This window comes from Flavihumibacter solisilvae (genome assembly GCF_000814475.1).
GTDB lineage: Bacteria > Bacteroidota > Bacteroidia > Chitinophagales > Chitinophagaceae > Flavihumibacter > Flavihumibacter solisilvae.
Window position 1 is genome coordinate 77,116 of sequence record NZ_JSVC01000004.1, and the last position, 19,634, is coordinate 96,749.

Here is a 19,634-nt window from a genome sequence, read left to right on the forward strand (position 1 = left end):
GGTTCAACAACCATGCTAAAGTTAAGCAACAGGCAATTGAAACTGCCGGTGACCTATATTGCAGCTATGAAAAGGATGACCGCAATATTTTTCCTGTTTACGTTATTCGCTATTGGTTCGTTTGGCCAGGACGGTAAGCGTCCGAATGTAATTGTTATCCTTATGGATGATATGGGTTATGGCGACCCCGCCTGTTATGGTGGTGGTCCCTATAGAACGCCGAATATCGACAGGCTTGCGGCTGCAGGCATTCGTTTTACCAACTATTATGCCGCCCAGGCTGTATGTACTGCTTCACGTAGTGGCCTGCTTACCGGCTGTTATCCGACGCGGATCGGTATCAGTGGTGCTATTGACCATAATGCAAAATTTGCCTTGAATCCCGACGAACAAACCATCGCCGAGCTGATGAGGGACGGTGGGTATGCAACCGGAATGGTCGGAAAATGGCACCTTGGACATAAAGTGCCCTTCCTTCCTTTACAGCATGGATTTGATGAGTTCTACGGTCTTCCTTATTCAAATGATATGTGGGCTTATGATTATAACGGCGAGCGTTGGAAGGATACCTCTTTCTGGCGGGCAAAGTATCCGCCACTGCCATTGATCGATGGGAATACAACAACCAAAATCATTTCGACCTTCGATGACCAGGACCAGCTCACCGGCAGCTTAACAAAAAGGGCAGTTGATTTTATCAACAGGAACAGGAAGCGTTCCTTCTTCTTATACTTTGCGCATCCTATGGTGCATGTACCATTAGGAGTGTCCGGCAGGTTCAAAGGCAAAAGCGGTGCGGGCCTGTTTGGCGACGTGATGGAAGAAGTCGACTGGTCGGTTGGTGAAGTGATGAGAACATTGAAAGAAAATAAACTCGATCAGAATACCATTGTGATTTTTACCAGTGACAACGGACCCTGGCTGACCTTCGGCAATCATGCCGGTAATACAGGTGGATTACGGGAAGGAAAGGGTACTGCATGGGAGGGAGGCCTCAAAGTGCCATTCATCGTCTCCTGGCCCGGAAGAATCAGGGGTGGACTTGTCCGCAGCAATCTTGTAACTGCGATGGATCTTCTTCCGACACTTGTAAACATCTGCCACTTGTCCATGCCCGTGAAAAAAATAGATGGTGTTGATTTTACTGAATTGTTAACCGGCAAGGGAAAATCCAATCCCCGCGACGAGTTTGCATACTATTACGATCGCAACAGCCTGAAGGCCATCAGGAAGGGGAAATGGAAACTTGTTTTTCCTGCAAATTCACAAACTTATGGTCCACCTGCAACCCTTGGTAAGGATAGGTACCCGGGCCGGTACGGATCAATTGAAGTAAAGCAGGCTTTGTACGACCTGTCGACTGATCCAGGGGAGGACAGGGATGTACAGGACTTGTATCCCGAAGTTGTCAGGGAACTTATCCAGGTTGCAAACCGGTATCGGTCTGAGTTGGGAGATGGACTGACAAACACTGTGGGCCAGGGGGTAAGACAGGCTGGGGTTGTGAAAGAATAGCCAGCTGTTTCTAAAATGTTGTATATTAATACATTATAAAAAGATCATTTAACCCGGTTACATTTTGACCCCCAGCCACCATTAAATATGAAAGCAGTTGAGTTTTACGCCGATGAGGAGCTGATAATGGCCATTAGGGAAGATCGACACCTGAACAACGCCATCAGCGCACTTTACCGGCAACATGCGGAGAAATTGAGTTCTTTTATTATGAAATACGGAGCAAGTGAGGAACAGGCGAAGGATGTGTTCCAGGATACAGTAGTCGCGTTCATTGACACTGTCAGGAAAGGCAGTTACCGGCCCGAAGCCAAAATAGGAACCTTTCTCGCAGCCATCGCGAAAAATATCTGGTACAATGAAGTCCGCAAGAAAGAGCGTTCAGATCTGCGTGATAAGATCTTCGAACGGGGCCGTGACCAGGTTGAAGAAGATGCGAGCCGGCACATCCAGGAACGCGAGCTGAAGCAGGAGATGCAAAAGCTGTTGTCAAAACTGGATGAACCCTGCCGAAAGATTTTGCTCCTTTTTTATTACGAGAACCTTTCCATGAAAGAAATCGTCAGCCACCTGCCTTATGAAAATGAACAGGTGGTGCGTAACAAAAAGTATAAATGCCTCCAGCAATTCACCGGTATGGTTAAAAAACATCCACTGTTGGCAGGAAGAATAAAAACAACTTGATATGTCAGTGCCCCAAAATGAACTTCTGATCGATTACATCGACAACCAGCTTGACGAGAACGGAAGGCAGGAGGTGGAAACGCTTTTAGAGGCTGACCCTATCGCTGCAGAAGAATATGAAAGCTACCTTTTCTCGGTTAGCCTGGTCCGTGAGGCGGGTCTCCAGATGCAGGTTGCAGACGTGCGCAGGCAATTTGAGGCAGCCAAAGAACCGGCAATTGTTCGCCCCATGTTCAGCAAAGTAATGCGGATAGCTGCAATGGTGATAGTACTTGTTGGTGCGGCGGCAGCATACCGGTATACAACTACAAACGCTTCTGGCTTATATAATGAAAGCTTCAGTTCGTACGAACTCAATACCAGCCGCGGTACAGGTACTCTGACCGACCTGGAGAACGCTTATCGTGATAAAAACTGGACAGCGGTTAACAGCCTGTATAACAGCATGGCAACTAAAAACCAGAAAGCAGAATTTCTTGCAGGTATGGCAAGTCTCGAGCTGAAACAGTTTGAAACTGCGGTGGTCAGGTTCCGGTCTGTCATGGCCATCAACGCAGGGGTAAAAGAGTCTTTATACCAGGAAGAAGCTGAATATTACCTTGCCATGGCGCTGTTGGGTGCCGGTAAAGGAGCAGAAGGTTCGGATATTCTCAAAAATATCCGTGGTAACAAAGACCATATCTTCCACGACAAAGCCCAAAACATTTCTGCACTGGATCTGAAGGTGCTGACCTTAAAAGGGAACAAACAGGAATAACCGTTTCTTGTACGTTAAGTTTAAACGTCCCGCATGGCGGGGCGTTTTTTTTTGAAAAAATTTCTGAAATCCGGTTACATACCGGTTAGCAGCGGTTATTAATATATGTAAGCGCTCTTTGAAACCACAGACAATATCCTTCGAAAAAAAACCAAAAAAAATCCAGAATCCCGGTTACATTTTATTTAGCAGCGGTTATTAAATAATGAAACAGCAGAACACAATATCCCTGAAAAGCCACACAGAATCCGAAATCCAGAAACCAGCCAGTATCCATGAACCAGCCAGTATCCGAAAGACCAAATATCCATGTATCAATGAAAAGCCGATGAAGTATCCAGTATCCGAAAAATCACCAGAATTGTCCAGAACCGTCCATGATCCATTATCCTGAAAAATTCAACAGATCCAGATCCAATCCAATCCAATGAAGATCAAGCAGAACCTTAAAAAAAGTCGACGTACCCTAAACTGAACCGGCAGGCTTTGATGCTCACGACATTTGCAAGTTGCGCCGACTTTTTTTCAACTTTGTCTCTCGTAACAAGATCAACAATACAACAACCAACAGAAGCATCATCCATGGTACGACGGATGATGCTTCTGCTGTTACAGCCTGTGGGTTGCCGGTGAATACAAGGTGACTCCAGAAAGCCGGATTCTTATACAAAGCATCACTATGCAGGTAATCAAGTTTCGCCTGCCTGAGTGCGGCGGCTGTTGTATATCCTTTTTGCAGGTACTTGTGAAATGCCTTTAATATTGCAGCGGTTGACCGGTCCTCAGCCTTCCAGAGACTGCTGAGTGTTCCGCCACAGCCCGCATAAGCAAATGCCCTTCCCAGGCTGATTACTCCTTCATTACTTACAATTTCCCCTTTGCCCGTTTCGCAGGCACTGATAATCACAAGCTGGCATTTATCGAGAGCCAGGTTGTAGATTTCTTCAAGAAAGAGGTTGTCTTCGGCAGGTGAATCCTGTTTGGGATAAAAAGCAATGTATGAGGCTGCAGGATTTTCGGTTTCCGCAATCGCATGGGTTGCCAGGTGTACTACAGGATATTGCGATGCTTCCCGGAGGAAATCCTGTTTGGTTGCCTGTTCGTTTAAGTAGATCTTTCCGGCCAAACCTTCAGTTTCCTCTTTTGATGCAGGTAACTGCTCCATCCTTGTGCCTGGCGAGGCAAAAGGCGCGAATGAAAGTACCTTGTAAGCTTCATTTATAACCTGTTGGCCTGTAAGTATGAAACGGGTGGAGAACTGGTAGCTGATGGTTTTACTTTCCAGGAGGTACTTCCCCGACTCGTCAGCAGGCAGCGATTCGAATGGCAGCTGCTGGAGATTGCCATCAGCAATAATGATCCACTCATCCTGGCGGCTGCCAAATTCAAGCATAGGTTTAACGAGGTGAGAATACAGGTAACCCCCGGTTTGTTTGCCATTGAATTTCCGGCCATCTCCCGTCGACTGCAGTAGGTGAATCCAGTCTGCCGCTGCATCCTGTAAAGATTCCCCCCCGCTGAGTTCAATGTATTTAAATTCTTTCCGGGTAAGGGCAAATATTCCGGGGCCCCTTTTTGTTTTCACGAAATTGAACAGGGCCTGGTTGCGGGTAAGCGCTTTTTGCAGTTCGTCGGCGCCATGTACGGAATGGTCATATTTACGTCGGAAATACTGGTTGTCCTGTTCCAGGTTTTTCTGCAGTTGACTTAATGCAATTTCATAGCCTGCTTTTTCCTTTGCCAGTTTTTCCAGCTCATCATTGCCGGAAGCCTGTTGACTCTGTACATCCAGGCGGGCTATATTATACCTGATATTCCTTTCGGTCTGCAGGAGCGAAGAATCAGCCCCGGGATAATTTGCAATCTTCCTTTGGTGCAGGCCTGAAGCCAGGATCGAAGCTTTGTTCATTTCACTGATGCGAAAGGCCTGGTCGAGGTACTTATTACCAGGGTGCAACTCATTCAGTTCAAGGCAAACTTCCAATGCGGATGCATATACGTCACCACTGTTTTGTTTCAGAAAGAGCTTGGCATCATCCGTATCATAACTCTTCTCTATGTATCCGATCAGTTGCAGGGCAGACATATAGGAGTCGAGCGCCCCGGTAAGATATTTTTCGTTTGTGCTGTTACGATAGAGCAGGTAAAATGCCTGCGCTTTCTTTTGTAACGCTTCATAAAGACGGAAATAGGTATAGCTTCCTGAAAAATTGATTGGGTTGGAGTAGATATCTGTATTTCGAAAGTTACTACTGAACGCACAGATGGCAAGCTGGAGGTCTTTGATCGCTTCTGGGTATTGCTGTTTCTGTATAAGCAGGTCCGACTTGTAAAGGGCATAAATGCCTTCGTCCAGTATATTCAGTTCTTTTGTTTTTTGCATTGCTTCGAGCCTGCCAAGGTAATATGCCGTCGAATCATAGTTACCCAGTTCAAAATGTGCTGCAGCTATTTCGTTGAAAACGCCGGGCGACTCATTCGGGTCGATCCGCCTGAAGCTCGAAAGTGCTTCGGGGTACTTTCCCAGTGCCTGGTACGCCTTTCCCATGTTCATGCAAATGCTGTAATAAATGTAATCAGCTGAGTTATCGCCAATGATCTCCCGGTAAATGGTAAGCGCTTCGGGGTATTTGCCGGCTTTATAATTGGCAGAGGCAATATTGGATTGAAGTCCACGCGCAAACGCGGCATCAAAAGGTTTCGTGCTTTTGACCAGGTCGAGGGCCTTCTCAAAATAATTTTTGCTCAGGTAATAGTTTCCATTTGCAAAATGTAAAGCGCCGAGGTTATTGAAGAGCCGTTCCTTTTCGGTGACACCGGGAAACTTCCGGCCCAGGGCTTCTGCTTTAATCAGGTAATGGTTGGCGCTGTCAAAGTTATTCAGGGTATAGTAACTGGAACCCACATATACGAATAAGCGGAAAAGAACAGAGTCACTCAATGACCCGGAGCGGCGGTGCACAGCGGCTGCCTGCAGGTATGCTTCCTTGGAAAGAATTGTTTGGTCCTGAACAGCCAGCAGGATACCTTTTTTAAGCTGGCTTTCAAAGAGGATGCTGTCTTTCTGCCGGCTTCCGGTTGTGGTGAGCAGCCGGATAACTTTCTCGAACCCCGCCAGCGCGATGCTGTCGGTGGATTCAGTCGGTTCGGCAGAGTTGAAGAATTTGTCTGCCCGCAGGTATGTGCTCAGCCATTCGTTTGCCGGATCAGCGGGTTTGCCCGAATTTCCCCGCACCAGCGCGAACGAAAACAACAGCAGCCAAATAACCCTCCGGGACATTCGATATCGGATTTCTCCCATCAACGTTCCGGTGGGGCACGCTATTGCCCGGGGAGCGGACTTCGTTACTTATACCGGGTAACTACGATAATTGGTGGTCTTGGTTTGGCAACGCTGAACAGCAGCAGGTCATTCGTCAGGATCTGGCTCAGTTTCAGGTTGATCTGCAGCTTGAGGTCAGAGGGGACACTGGACTTATTGCGGTAATACATGAGGGTGACCGGCAAGTACTGGGTCGCCATGGAGCTGTTGTCGTTCAGCCGGTAAGCGAGGGTCACCTTTACTGTTGAACCGTCCAGTGCCAGGAGTCCGAATGCATTGTCTTTCAGGGTGTTCTCAAGGTCGATCACCCCGGTATTGTTATCGATCTTAATTCGGTTTCTTTCTGCCGTACCATCCACATCCCACTCACAGATCCCGCCGCCGGGAACACCACTTCCGCTGCAGACATTGACCAGGTTGGTATTTGCATTAAAAAATGGCTTTGCATACCGGTGGTCATCTTCAAGCACATAAATGCTGTCTGCATACGAGGCTCCGCCGAGGATAATTGTCTGGATACAGGTGTCGGTTGTGCCTTTTTTTACATAACCCAGGTGATACCGAACCCCGCCTTCACTCCGGCTGATATTGATAGCGCCGGAAATCCGGTCAAGGACCATCCCGGTAGGCCAGGAAAAGTACTCGCCACTGTCAGGCTGATTAAGGGGCATTGCGATGATATCGGTGCTGCCAGGGTGCATGTAGAGAATGCTGTCGCCATAATCCGGGGCACCGGAACAACGCTGGGAAATGTGTTGGGGATAGGGAATGGTGTCCAGTTGCTCTTCAGTACCTGGTCCCGGTGCGCCCGGACCAACCGGACCGGTTGGGCTTTCCGGATCACGGGGATCCAGTGACTTATGACAGGCAATGAAGCCCGTTAGCAGGAGCAGGGCAGCCAGGTAGATATGCAACTTTGTTTTCATGGGTCTGGGGTTATAACGGTCAACAAGGGGCAATTCGTATGAATTATAACCACCGAAGGGCTATTTGTAACCGCGATACCATAAATAATTTAGTTTTTCCCGAATTCGGTGTTCGTTTTCCTCTTTTCGTAAAGCCGGCTTTCAGCTCTCGGATAATTTTGCATTTCAAACTTTAACAGAATGAAATTCAATTTGATCCAACTTTCTGCTGCTCTGTTTTTATCCGCTTCCCTCGTTTCCTGTAGTAAAGATGATGATGGGCCTTCTATTAAGCCTTACACAGTTCCTGATACCTATAATTTTGATAACGTAGAATATTCAGAATCAGCCGCCCGGATCAGTATGTGGGCAGGCTATACCGGCATCCTCGGAAAGGGCAGCTCCCGCCAGCTCAGCCAGGATAGCGTCAACTACCTCTGGAACAACACCAACAATGCATTTACCGCTGAAACTGCAGGAAATGTGCCCTATAACCAGGACGCGCTGAATGTACTGGCATTCAACCTGTCAGGAAAGACCGCAGATGCACAAGTGTTTAAAGTGCTGGCAGATTCGATGGTAAAGATCAGCCAGTATTATAATACTCCTGCCTCCCGCGGTGTCGCCGGTAAGTACGGCAGCCGGGTTTACAACTACACCGGCCTTGAATTCAACCAGGCAATTGCCAAAGGCATGATGGGTTCCCTTGCCCTGTATAATATCAATGCGATCCTTGATAAAGTTAAAACTGACGACAACACATCACCGGTTAACGGCTCAGGAACTGCAATGGAACACAACTGGGACCTGGCATTCGGGTATGTAGGAATTCCCAAAGACTATGATACGGCATTCGCATATACCTCTGCGATTGTTGATCGTCCGCTTGCAATTGGTGGATATTTTGGCGAGCGGGGTAAATATATCCAGGCGGGTGGAAAGGTATTCGAAGCTTTCCGTAAGGGTCGTGCAGCTATTACAGCTAAAGACTATGTAACCCGTGACGCAGCTATCGCGACCATTAAGGAGTACCTGGAAAAGACCATCGCAGCTGCCGGTTACTACTATGTAACTTCATCGCAGACCCAGGCCGACCTTGGCGCTAAATTCCATAGCCTGTCAGAAGGATTCGGCTTCATGCTCGCCCTGAAGTATCGTGCTGCCAACAGCCAGCTTAGCGAGGCTAACTTCCTGAAACTGGTCGACATTCTTAAAACTGATTTCTATGTACTGGCCGATGACGCCAGCAATACCAAACTCAAAGAGGCCCAGGCTATCCTTACTACCGCGTATGGTCAGTTGCAGCCTTAATGACTTAATTTCGCGAAACTTTTTCATTGACAGCCTTTGATCAACATTCAGAGGCTGTCATATTGCTTTAAAAAACAGGCCCGTTATGACCAATAAAAGATTTGTCTTAAGTACTATGCTGATGCTTACTGTGGTGCTTTTTTTCGCATGCAGCAAGAGCGATGATGATCCCAATGACAACAACCCGTCTGGCACCGATGAGTTTAAGAAGGGGATGCTGGTCAACTATGCCGACAACATCATCATCCCTGGTTATACCGACTTTATCGCAAAGATGGACCTGCTGGAAGCTGCTGTTAATGCCTTCCTCGACAATCCGTCGGCTGCAACGCGCGATGCAGTAAAGGCGCCCTTCAAAACGGCATACCTGGCATTTGAAAACGTATCTATGCCTTATTTTGGCCCGGCTGCCGCGCTTCAGCTTAACAGCTATGTCAATACATTTCCGCCCGCTACAAGTAAGATCGAAGCCGGCGTTGCCAGTGGCACTTATAATTTTACCCAACCAGGAATTTCAGACAGCCTGCAGGGACTGCCGGCACTTGATTACCTCCTTTTCTCCGATAATGCGGTTGAAAAATTTACAACTGACACTCATGCCGCCAATCGGAAAAAATATGTGCGAGATGTAATGGACCGGATCGCCACACTCAGCGGAAATGCGCTTTCTCAATGGAATAGTTCTTACCGCACTACATTCGTCAATTCCCTGAAAACAGATGTTGGTAGTTCCATAGGAAGCATTGTAAACCAGTTGGCTTTTGAAATGGATGCGCTGAAAGGACCGCGGATCGGGTATCCATTTGGAAAGCAATCCAATGGTATAGTATTCGCTGACAAAGCCGAAGCATATTTTTCAGGGATCTCGGGAGACCTGGCAGTGGCCAATCTTACCGCTTTAAAAAACTACTATACCGGTGCGTCCGGCGATGGCATCGCTGATTACCTGGTTTTGTTGAAAAAAGAACAATTGAACACGGATGTGCTGGCGCAGTTTGATATTGCCATCAACGCGCTGAAAGCTATTCCTGCACCTTTGTCTGCGGCCTTTACCGGCAGCCCGGCAACTGTGGAAGAAGCATATAAGCAGATCCAGAAGCTGCTGACCCTGTTGAAAACGGATGTTGCTTCTGCAACAGGTGTACAGATTACTTACATGGATAATGACGGTGACTAGAATAGCCCCACTGGTTACTTTCAGGATCACCTTCGGGCTCCTGATGTTTTTCAGCCTGCTGCGTTTCTGGTGGCGGGGCTGGGTAACCTCGGTGTATGTGGAACCGAAATTTCATTTCACCTACATGGGCTTTGATTGGGTGCAGCCGTTGGGAAATACCGGTATGCACCTGCTGTTCCTGGTCATTACCCTGGCTGCTTTACTGGTTGCACTTGGCTGGTTTTACCGGGTTGCCATAGTGGTGTTTTTCCTTGGGTTTACGTATGTTGAGCTGATCGATGTTACTACCTACCTCAACCATTACTACTTTATCAGCCTCGTCGCATTTATCATGATCTGGCTACCTGCCAATCGTGACTATTCGATCGATGCCTGGCGTCGCCCGGAAATAAGGCGAGAGGAAACTCCGCGCTGGACGATCGGGATCCTGCGTTTCCAGATGGCAATTGTATATGTCTTTGCCGGGCTTGCAAAATTGAACAGCGACTGGCTGCTCAGGGCTGAGCCAATGAAGACGTGGCTGCCCGCAAGGAGCCACCTGCCGGTTGTAGGCCAGTTTATGTATGAAGAATGGGTGGCGTACCTGTTCTCATGGTTTGGTGCCGCCTACGACCTGTTCATTGTATTCTTCCTCCTCAATAAAAAAAGCCGGCCCATTGCATATGGATTTGTACTGATATTCCACATCGCAACGGCAGTTTTCTTCCCCGGTATCGGGATGTTTCCTTATGTAATGATCGTGAGCAGCCTTATTTTCTTCTCCGGGGAATTTCATGAGAAATTGTTGTCGTACCTGCCATTTTATAAGAACAGGTTACTGTCGCAATTACAGACATCTTACAATTACAGGTATCCCAGGTTCATTACGGCGGCAATAATAATATATGCATTTGCTCAGGTGCTGATACCGCTGCGTTTTTTATTGTATCCTGGTCACCTTTTCTGGAACGAAGAGGGGTACAGGTTTTCTTGGCGGGTAATGCTGATGGAAAAGTCGGGTGCAGCCTACTTTACAGTAAAGGATAAGTCAGGGCAGGAATTCTATACGGTAAACAATAAGGAGTTTCTTACACCCCTGCAGGAAAAAATGATGAGTACCCAGCCCGATATGATCCTTAAGTATGCACATTACCTGGCTGCGGAGTATGCCAAAAAAGGAATTACGGAACCGAAAGTTTATGGGGAAGTTTATGTGTCGTTAAACGGTTCGAGATCTGCGCTGTTTATTGATTCGACCGTGAACCTTGCTGCGCAGAAACAGGGCTGGGGACATTATGCGTGGGTGTTGCAGAAAGAAACAAGTAAAAATTAAAAGTCAAAATAGTCGGACTGTGATGAGAAAGAGCATTTTTGTTGTTTTAGCATGTTTGGTAAGCCTGCTGGTTGTTGGCCAGAAGGGGAAGACAGTCAGCGGGACTGTCAGGATAGGAAATGAACCGGGTGCAGGCGCATCGGTTAAGCTTTTACCTGTTCAGAAAAACCTTTTGAGCAATGACAATGGCTATTTCCGTTTTGCAAATGTTGATTCAGGGATCCTGGAGCTCGTGGTAACACTGACGGGGTACCAGACTTACAGGCAAACGCTGAGCCTGAACGATAAAAGCGTCGTGCTCGATATTAACCTGCAGAATGACACCACTATCCTGGACGAAGTGGTGGTGAAGACGTTGAAGAGTGAATCTGTTTCCGGCAAACTGAATGATGTTTCGGGAACCGCGATCTATGCAGGGAAAAAAACAGAGGTGATCAACCTGAAAAATGTCAATGCCAACCTTGCTACCAATAATACGAGGCAGATCTATGCACGGGTACCCGGCCTGAACATCTGGGAGAACGACCGTGGTGGTTTGCAGCTGGGCGTCGGCGGCCGTGGTCTCAGTCCGAACCGCTCCTCTAATTTCAATATCAGGCAGAACGGTTATGATATCAGTGCAGATGCACTCGGCTACCCCGAAAGTTATTACACGCCGTCGGCCGAAGCACTCGACAGGATTGAAATCATCCGCGGTGCTGCCAGCCTGCAATATGGTCCGCAGTTCGGTGGCCTGATCAATTTCGTAATGAAAGAGGGAGCGCGGGATAAGCCGGTTGAGATCACCAGCAGGCAAACGGCAGGTTCATACGGCTTCTTCAACTCATTCAATAGCATAGGCGGCACGGTTGCAAATAAAAAACTGAATTATTATACCTTCTACCAATACAAGCGTGGCGATGACTGGCGACCCAACAGCCACTATGACCAGCATAATGCCTACGCGCACCTGGCTTACAAAGTAACCGACAGGTTAAAAGTTACCGGCCAGTACAGTTTCATGCACTACCTGGCGCAACAGCCTGGCGGACTAACAGACGAACAATTCGAAAAAGACCCTTCAGTTTCGGTAAGGGCGAGAAACTGGTTCGAGGTGAACTGGAACCTGGTCAACCTGACTTTTGATTACGCGTTCAACGAAAACACGCGCCTCAACTGGCGCAACTATTCGCTGATCGGGGGCCGTGATGCGATTGGCATCCTTTCCTATATCAACCGGCCGGACAATGGAGGCCCGCGTGATTTCATGTCCGATAAATACAACAACTTCGGTTCCGAGCTAAGGTTCATTCACCAGTATAAACTGCTGAATAACGAGCGCAATACATTTCTTGCCGGGGTGCGGGTTTACAAGGGACTTACCAAAAGAAGCCAGGGCGATGGAAGCGATGGAAGCGGTGCCGACTTTGAGTTTGAAGGGCCGGAACCCAATAAATCTTCCTACCGTTTTCCCGGGAACAATGTTGCCCTCTTTGCGGAAAATATCTTCAGGGTTACCAAAAAATGGAGTATCACTCCGGGTGTGCGGTACGAACACATCAATACAAAAGCTGACGGGTATTACTACAAGAACAACATGTACATCGAAGATGAGAAGGTCTTCGAAAATAAGTCCAATCCCAGGTCATTCGTTTTGCTTGGCATCGGAAGTTCCTGGAAGCTGGGAGCAGCATCTGAATTCTATGCCAATATCTCTCAGAATTACAGGAGCATCAACTTTAATGATATCCGGGTGGTCAATACCAATTCCCGGGTGGATCCAAACCTGAAAGATGAAACCGGTTATAATATCGACCTTGGTTTCCGCGGAACATTCCGCAACTGGCTTTATGCAGACGTCAGTGTCTTTTACCTGAAGTATAATGACAGGATAGGATCCATCTTTACACGCGATACCAGCTTTATGACCTACCGGCTACGAACCAATGTATCCGACAGCAGGAACTTCGGACTGGAAGTATTGCTTGAAGGGGATATCCTGAAAGCAATATCGCAAGGGACGTCAAAATACAGGCTGTCATTCTATACCAACCTGTCGCTTATCGATGCCCGCTATATAAATACGAAGAACACAGCAATCGACGATAACCTGGTTGAGAATGTGCCACCGGTTCTCTTCCGGTCAGGCTTGTCTTTTGGCAATCCACGTTTCAATGTCACGTACCAGTTCTCATACCAGGCGAAACAATATTCCGATGCAACAAATGCCGAGTCGACACCAACCGCAGTAGATGGTGCCATTCCCGCTTTCAGCGTAATGGACCTGAGTGTGGGTTATAACTGGAGATGGTTTACCATTTACAGCGGGGTGAATAACCTGGCGGACAGGAAATATTTTACCCGGCGTGCTGATGGTTATCCCGGTCCTGGTATCATGCCGGCGGATAAACGAAACATCTATGTAACGCTCCAGTTCAAGATGTAAAGCGTAACTTTACAGGGAATCATTTGCACAGGAGCCGTGCAAAACAAAACCATATATTGGATTCCGCTCGTAGGCGTATTTGTCAGTCTTTACAATTATGACAAAGACAACGGCATGAGTCGTGCCTGGAACTATTACCAGGCAGTGATGATCATGCTTTTCATCGCAATTATGTCGTTGATCGCAACGAACTGAGGTTACCGCCGCGAATAGTTTACCAGCATAACACCAGACTTTGAAGTTTCCACACTTTCCAGTTTAAGGTTTTTCCTTTCTTTTATGCCGGAGAACAATGGTTTTCCTGAGCCCAGTATCACCGGGAAGACTGCCAGCAGGTAAGTATCTACCAGGTCTGCATTGATGAATTCTGTAACCAGGTTACTGCCGCCATAGAGCCAGATATTTTTTCCTGGCTCGTTCCTGATCTCATTTACCCGTTGGAGAATGTCTGAAGTAATAAATGTCGCCTTGTCATCTGTCCGCGGGGTCCTTGAAAAAACATACTTTTTCTTACTGTTGATCATGTCCATGATCTTTCGTTCGCCGGGAGTGGCTTCTGCGGGTGGCTGGTATTGTCCCCACAGGTCATAACTGATGCGGCCATAGAAGATTGCATCAACATCAGGGAGGAAACGGTCAAAGAATGCATCGGTATCGCCACTGTCATCAGTGTTACACCAATCGATTTCGCCGTTAGGTCCTTCAATATAACAATCAAGTGTAACTGCCAGGTTCAGGATAATTTTTCTCATATCATTCCTTCTTATTATGCAAACGATTGCCGGTAATATAAAAACATTTATGGGTTTCGTTTATATTGCCGTCCAAATTGCGTGCCTGTGGAAACGCTTTCTAACGATCGAGAGCTTTTGGCGATGTTGGCGGCCGGTAATGAAAAAGCCTTCAAGGTTCTGTTCGATGCTTATCGCAACAGGCTGTTCCATTATGTTTATGGCTTAGTGAAATCCGAACAGGCAGCTGAAGAGCTTGTTATGGATGTTTTCATGAAGATCTGGATGGGCAGGGACCTTGTGAACCGGATCGACAACATGGACGCTTTCCTCTTCCGGGTTGCGCATAATAAATCGATCGACTTCCTGCGGGCCGCAAACAGGAATCCGCGCCTGAAGGAACTGTTGTGGGAAGAAATAGCTGCCGCTTCGTCTGCGCGAGCCGACAATCTCCTTGTCGAAAAAGAATATGTCCAGGAAGTCAGGAAAGCAATCGATATGCTTTCCCCGCAGCGTAAGAAAGTTTACCAGATGAGCCGTGAACAGGAATTTACCCATGACCAGATCGCGGAAAAGCTTGCAATCTCCAAAGCCACAGTCAATAACCATATAGTCGAAGCACAGCGGTTCATCCGCAATTACCTTGCAAAAAACCTCGACCTTGCTGCTGTTATCCTCTTCATTGGCCGGATCTGAAATTTTTTTTCTGGCCGGGTAGTTATCCATCCATTTTTTATCGTCTTGTCAGGCAGCTATGTCTGAAAACTCGAAAACAACCTGGCACGAACTGGTTGAAAAATATTTTAATAACAGCATCTCGAAGGAAGAACTGGACCAGCTTCTGCAAATGGCCGGTGAAGACTACGACGCAAAATCACTAGAGTCTGCGCTTAAAGCCCAATGGGAAACGGCGAAGGAGAAAGCTGACGTGGACGCCAGTAAGTGGGATGACAGGTTCAACCTGATGATGGATGAGGCTAACGAGTCGGCACCAGTGGAGATTGAAAAAGCAAGTGTCCCTTACCGGAAGTACTTCCGGATGGCTGCTGCTGCGATCATCCTTGTCATGCTCGGCAGTGCCATTACCTACCTCGTAATGAATGACAAAAGCACGGAACAAGTCAAAGTGGCCGCGGATCCGGTCCCCAATGCGGGGCAGGCTCCCACGGGGAACAAGGCTATCATTACGCTGGCCAACGGGGAAAAAATTTACCTCGACAGTGCGGGAACAGGTACGCTTGCTGACCTGGGAAATGTAAATGTGGTCAAGACCGGTGATGGGCAAATCACTTATAATGCCGATACGAGATCTGCGGGGGATATGCAGTACAATACCCTTTTCAATCCCCGTGGCAGCAGGGTAGTAAGTCTCAGGCTGAGCGATGGAACACGGGTATGGCTGAACAGTGAGAGTTCGCTTCGTTACCCTGCCACTTTTTCCGGGAATGAACGAAATGTAGAGATAACCGGTGAAGCATATTTTGAAGTAGCAAAAGATGCTTCAAAGCCATTCCATGTCCGGCGGGCCGGTGATGACATGGTTGTTGAAGTGCTCGGCACTCATTTCAATATGAACGTTTATGAAGATGAATCCAGCGCGATGACAACATTGATTGAGGGGAAGGTAAATGTCCGCAAGGGCATGCAGGTGAAAACACTGGTTCCCGGCTCACAGGCCCAGGTGCAGCAGGATCGTTTAATTGTACTCCCGAATGTGGATACTGATGCGGTGGTTGCCTGGAAGAATGGATTCTTCTCGTTTGCAAAGACAGACATGGCCACACTGATGCGGCAGATCGGCCGGTGGTATAATGTCGAAGTTGAATATGCCGGTAAAATTCCTGACCGCAAGTTCGGTGGCGAAATTTCCCGCGATGCCAATCTGAAGGAGGTGTTGAAGATATTGGAGGAAAGCAAAATTTATTTCAGGATGAATGGAAGGAAGGTGATCATAAGTGAATGAGAGGAAAAAAGAAACAAAGAATAATAGATCAATAATAGGATAGGTCCTGCGAAAAGAAAGCCGCCCTGGGGTGAGAGCCGGGGCGGCGGAAAGTCGGAGTTATCCAATGTTTACAATTCGTTCGACAAACTGCTATTGTTTAACCCAAAACTTGTACAAAAGTATGCAAAAGGCCCAAAGGGCAACAACCAAAACGTTGCTGATCATGAAATTTACAGCCATACTATTAGTGGCCGGCTTCCTGCAGGTAAGCGCCAATGGCTTTTCCCAGAGAGTGACACTCTCCAGGAGCAATGTCCCGCTGGATAAGATCTTCCGGGACATTAAATCGCAGACGGGATACGCTTTCTTCTTTGATGAATCCTGGCTCAGGCAGGCCAACCGGGTAACCATCCGGACTAATGACATGCCGCTGGAGCAGGCGCTGGACATCTGTTTCAGGAACCAGCCGCTGACGTATTCCATTGTAGGAAATACCATTGTTTTGAAGCTGAAGAATACGCCGGTTGCAGAACCGGGGCATAAAGATTCTCCCGCACTTGTAGAGATCCGCGGACGGGTGACCGACGAGAACGGAAATCCTCTCGCGGGCGCCTCAGTAAAACTAAAAGGCGCACCGGGTGGTACGACCACGGATGTAAACGGGTATTTTACTTTACAGGCGCCCGAGACAGGAGGTGTGCTTGTTATTTCATTTGTCGGCTATGAGCCAACGGAACTTCCTGCATCAGGTGCGGGAGCCGGGAGCATTGCCCTGAAACTTTCAGAAAAGAAAATCGATGAAGTAGTTGTTACTGCACTTGGTATCAAAAGAGAAGAAAAGCAACTCGGCTATGCGGTGCAGAAAGTAAAGGCGGAAGCCATTCAAACCGTTAAAGGAATTGATGTGGCTACTTCTCTTACGGGCCAGGTTTCAGGACTTGTAATAAAGAACTCTACGGAATTTTTTGCCCGTCCGACTATCCAGCTCCGCGGCGAGAACGCCCTGCTTGTTGTTGACGGTGTTGCATATGGAAACATGACCCTCAGGGATATCCCCACAGATGATATTGAAAGCATCGATGTTCTGAAAGGTCCTACAGCGTCTGCACTTTATGGGGCCAGGGCAAGCGGTGGTGTGCTGATGGTAACAACCAAAAAAGCTGCGGGCAGGGGCTTGTCTGTGAACATCAACAGTAACACGATGTTCCAATTGGGATACCTGGCCATGCCAGAAGTTCAGAGTAATTATGGCCGCGGCCAGTATGGACAAATAGATAACGATTACGTATGGGGCCCCCGACTGAATGCAGGTAATACTGCCCGCGACTGGAACCCGGAAACCATGCAGTTCGAGGATGATCGTCCGCTTAATTCCGTGGGTAAGGACAACCTGAAGAATTTCATGCGTACGGGTATCGTTACCAATAACAATATCAATGTTTCCCAGAGTGGCCAGAACGGTGGTTTCAGGGCAAGCTTCAACCATGTTCACAACAGGGGACAGTTTCCAAATGCCAAGCTGAATATGTACAACTTCACCCTGAGCGGTGATATAAAAGCGTCTGACAAATTCGCACTGGAAGGTCGTATGGGCGTCAGCAAAAGGCAGGCGCCCCAGGTATGGGGTACTGGTTATGGCAACCAGGGATACTTGTACCAGCTGATCATGTGGACCGGCACGGAGTACGATATCCGTCAATACCGCAACTACTGGAAAACGCCAAACCAAACGCAGAACTGGTTATACGATGCGTGGTACGACAACCCCTACCTGATAGCAAATGAGAAACTGAACGGCATCGAACAGAACACGATCAATGCAAGCGTAACGGCGAACTATCATTTTACCCGTGACCTGAAACTGATGTTGCGCGTAGGTTATGATGTCTACAGCAATGCAGAGACCTGGCGTAATCCGACATCCAACATTTATTCAACCCGTGGCGGATGGAATGCAAGAGGCCGTTATTCCATCAATAAAGCATGGGGATGGAGCACTGATGATGATCTCATCCTGAATTATAACAAGAAGCTCGGCAAATTCTCCATCGATGCGATGGCAGGTGGAAACATTTACCGTTATATCGACGAGAACTTAAATGCAAGTACAAAGAACGGGCTCACTTCACCGACTTTTTATTCGCTTGCAGGATCTGTTGAACCGGCGACCATCACACCCGGTTACAGCAGTTACCAGAAGAACAGTCTCTTTGGCCGGGCTTCACTGGGATGGCGCAATGGAGTATTCCTCGACTTTACAGGGCGTAATGACTGGATCTCTACCCAGCCGGAAAATAACCGCAGCTATTTCTATCCTTCTGTCGGCGCGAGTGTTGTATTGTCAGAGTTCCTGAAAATGCCTGCATTCGTGGATATGTGGAAGATCCGGGGATCGTGGGCGACGTTTAAAACTCCGGCCGATGTATTTGCAACGAACCGGTTATATTCCACTACTGCATCTGCCTGGAATAACCTGAATTCTGCGAGCTATCCCGACAACCTGTTTGGTGGTGATCTGCTGCCTACTTCTGCACGCACCTGGGAAGTCGGTACCTCCGCTTACCTGTTCAAAAAGCGGTTACACGTCGATGTGGCATACTTTAACAAGTATTATTTCAATCGCCAGGTACCCGCCACTATTCCTGCTTCATCAGGATTTAATACAACATTGGTTAATACAGACGAAACCTTCGTGCGGAAGGGATTCGAAATAACAGTCGACGGAACGGTGATCAAGAAGAAGAAGTTTGAGTGGCAGAGCATGATCAACTGGTCGAACCAGCATCGCTACTTTGTGAATATTGATTCTGCACTTTCAGCCAAGGACCTATGGACGAAAAAAGGGCAGCGCCTCGATGGCTATATCGATTATTACTGGCTTCGTGATGGGCAGGGCAACGTGATTCACAACAATGGCCGGCCGGTGAGAAGTGACTACCGTCAGCGATATGGTTATACTGATCCTGAATTCAGCTTCGGGTTCATCAACAATTTCGTAATGGGGCAGTTCATGGTTGGATTGAATATCGATGGCAGGATTGGAGGGCTCATGTACAACTACGTATATGACAAGATGTGGGATACCGGCACGAATCCTGACTCGGATAACCAGTACCGTTATGATGAAGTTGTAAACGGCCTGACCAATTTTGTCGGTAAGGGAGTGAAAGTGACCTCCGGCGATGTTCAGTTCGATAATTATGGCAACATCGTGAGCGACTCCCGCAAATATGCACCAAACGATGTTGAAGTGTCATACCAGGACTACGCGCAGAATTTCCGCGGTGGTGACTATGGCGTTCAAAAGAAATCTTTTGTGAAACTCCGTGAGATCTCAGCAGGTTACCGCATCCCGGCCCGGGTGTTTGGCAAGTCGGGAATAAAGTCTGCCTCAATCGCACTTACAGCGCAGAATGTGATCCTGTTCACCAAATTCAAGTTCTCGGATCCCGATGTGGATGATGAGAACCTGAACTCCCCGTCGCAGCGTGTTGTGGGTGTAAACTTCAAACTAGGCTTCTAACCAAATTGTGCGCGTAAAAACAAATGA

At 47.8% G+C, this 19,634-nt stretch carries 14 protein-coding genes; 11 read left to right on the plus strand and 3 right to left on the minus strand.

Annotated elements, in window-relative coordinates; genetic code table 11:
- Positions 1 to 12: 12 nt before the first annotated feature.
- The 3 genes from OI18_RS03905 (at position 13) to OI18_RS03915 (ending at position 2,956) form a co-directional block, all read left to right on the plus strand.
- A complete protein-coding gene (locus OI18_RS03905) occupies positions 13 to 1,515 on the plus strand; it encodes a sulfatase family protein (protein ID WP_240312715.1) in 1,503 nt (500 codons plus the stop codon).
- An 87-nt stretch (positions 1,516 to 1,602) separates the two neighbouring features.
- Positions 1,603 to 2,199, plus strand: coding sequence for an RNA polymerase sigma factor (locus tag OI18_RS03910; protein WP_039137420.1), 597 nt, complete (start codon positions 1,603 to 1,605; stop codon positions 2,197 to 2,199).
- A 1-nt stretch (position 2,200) separates the two neighbouring features.
- On the plus strand, positions 2,201 to 2,956 hold the full coding sequence (locus tag OI18_RS03915; protein ID WP_039137421.1) for an anti-sigma factor family protein: 756 nt from the start codon (positions 2,201 to 2,203) through the stop codon (positions 2,954 to 2,956).
- Positions 2,957 to 3,449: 493 nt separating this feature from the next.
- On the opposite strand, the gene OI18_RS03925 is transcribed toward OI18_RS03915, so the two are convergent.
- Positions 3,450 to 6,236 (minus strand): CHAT domain-containing protein, encoded by a 2,787-nt coding sequence (locus OI18_RS03925; protein WP_039137423.1) that lies wholly within the window; start codon positions 6,234 to 6,236, stop codon positions 3,450 to 3,452.
- Positions 6,237 to 6,301: 65 nt separating this feature from the next.
- Positions 6,302 to 7,204 (minus strand): hypothetical protein, encoded by a 903-nt coding sequence (locus tag OI18_RS03930; RefSeq protein WP_039137424.1) that lies wholly within the window; start codon positions 7,202 to 7,204, stop codon positions 6,302 to 6,304.
- Positions 7,205 to 7,384: 180 nt separating this feature from the next.
- On the opposite strand from OI18_RS03930, the gene OI18_RS03935 reads away from it, so the two are divergent.
- The 5 genes from OI18_RS03935 to OI18_RS24640 all read left to right on the plus strand — a co-directional run bounded on the left by OI18_RS03935 (position 7,385) and on the right by OI18_RS24640 (position 13,603).
- Positions 7,385 to 8,494 (plus strand): DUF4856 domain-containing protein, encoded by a 1,110-nt coding sequence (locus OI18_RS03935; RefSeq protein ID WP_039137425.1) that lies wholly within the window; start codon positions 7,385 to 7,387, stop codon positions 8,492 to 8,494.
- A gap of 85 nt (positions 8,495 to 8,579) precedes the next feature.
- Positions 8,580 to 9,671: an imelysin family protein gene (locus tag OI18_RS03940; RefSeq protein ID WP_082037844.1), complete on the plus strand. Its 1,092-nt coding sequence runs from the start codon at positions 8,580 to 8,582 to the stop codon at positions 9,669 to 9,671.
- On the plus strand, positions 9,658 to 10,983 hold the full coding sequence (locus OI18_RS03945; RefSeq protein WP_039137427.1) for an HTTM domain-containing protein: 1,326 nt from the start codon (positions 9,658 to 9,660) through the stop codon (positions 10,981 to 10,983). The genes OI18_RS03940 and OI18_RS03945 overlap by 14 nt, the downstream gene beginning before the upstream one ends.
- Positions 10,984 to 11,005: 22 nt before the next feature.
- Entirely contained in the window at positions 11,006 to 13,408 is a 2,403-nt protein-coding gene (locus tag OI18_RS03950) for a TonB-dependent receptor (RefSeq protein ID WP_039137428.1), read from the plus strand.
- A gap of 36 nt (positions 13,409 to 13,444) precedes the next feature.
- Positions 13,445 to 13,603: a hypothetical protein gene (locus OI18_RS24640; RefSeq protein WP_160290190.1), complete on the plus strand. Its 159-nt coding sequence runs from the start codon at positions 13,445 to 13,447 to the stop codon at positions 13,601 to 13,603.
- Positions 13,604 to 13,605: 2 nt separating this feature from the next.
- On the opposite strand, the gene OI18_RS03955 is transcribed toward OI18_RS24640, so the two are convergent.
- A complete protein-coding gene (locus tag OI18_RS03955) occupies positions 13,606 to 14,160 on the minus strand; it encodes a dihydrofolate reductase family protein (protein ID WP_039137429.1) in 555 nt (184 codons plus the stop codon).
- 87 nt (positions 14,161 to 14,247) lie between these two features.
- Between OI18_RS03955 and OI18_RS03960 the strand changes: the two genes are divergently transcribed.
- The 3 genes from OI18_RS03960 to OI18_RS03970 all read left to right on the plus strand — a co-directional run bounded on the left by OI18_RS03960 (position 14,248) and on the right by OI18_RS03970 (position 19,607).
- Positions 14,248 to 14,835 carry an RNA polymerase sigma-70 factor gene (locus OI18_RS03960; RefSeq protein WP_152616720.1) on the plus strand — a complete coding sequence of 196 codons (588 nt, stop codon included), beginning with the start codon at positions 14,248 to 14,250 and terminating at the stop codon, positions 14,833 to 14,835.
- Positions 14,836 to 14,893: 58 nt separating this feature from the next.
- On the plus strand, positions 14,894 to 16,102 hold the full coding sequence (locus OI18_RS03965) for a FecR family protein (RefSeq protein WP_052272846.1): 1,209 nt from the start codon (positions 14,894 to 14,896) through the stop codon (positions 16,100 to 16,102).
- Between the two features lie 163 nt (positions 16,103 to 16,265).
- Positions 16,266 to 19,607, plus strand: a complete 3,342-nt coding sequence (locus OI18_RS03970; RefSeq protein ID WP_052272847.1) for a SusC/RagA family TonB-linked outer membrane protein — start codon at positions 16,266 to 16,268, stop codon at positions 19,605 to 19,607.
- Positions 19,608 to 19,634: the final 27 nt, after the last annotated feature.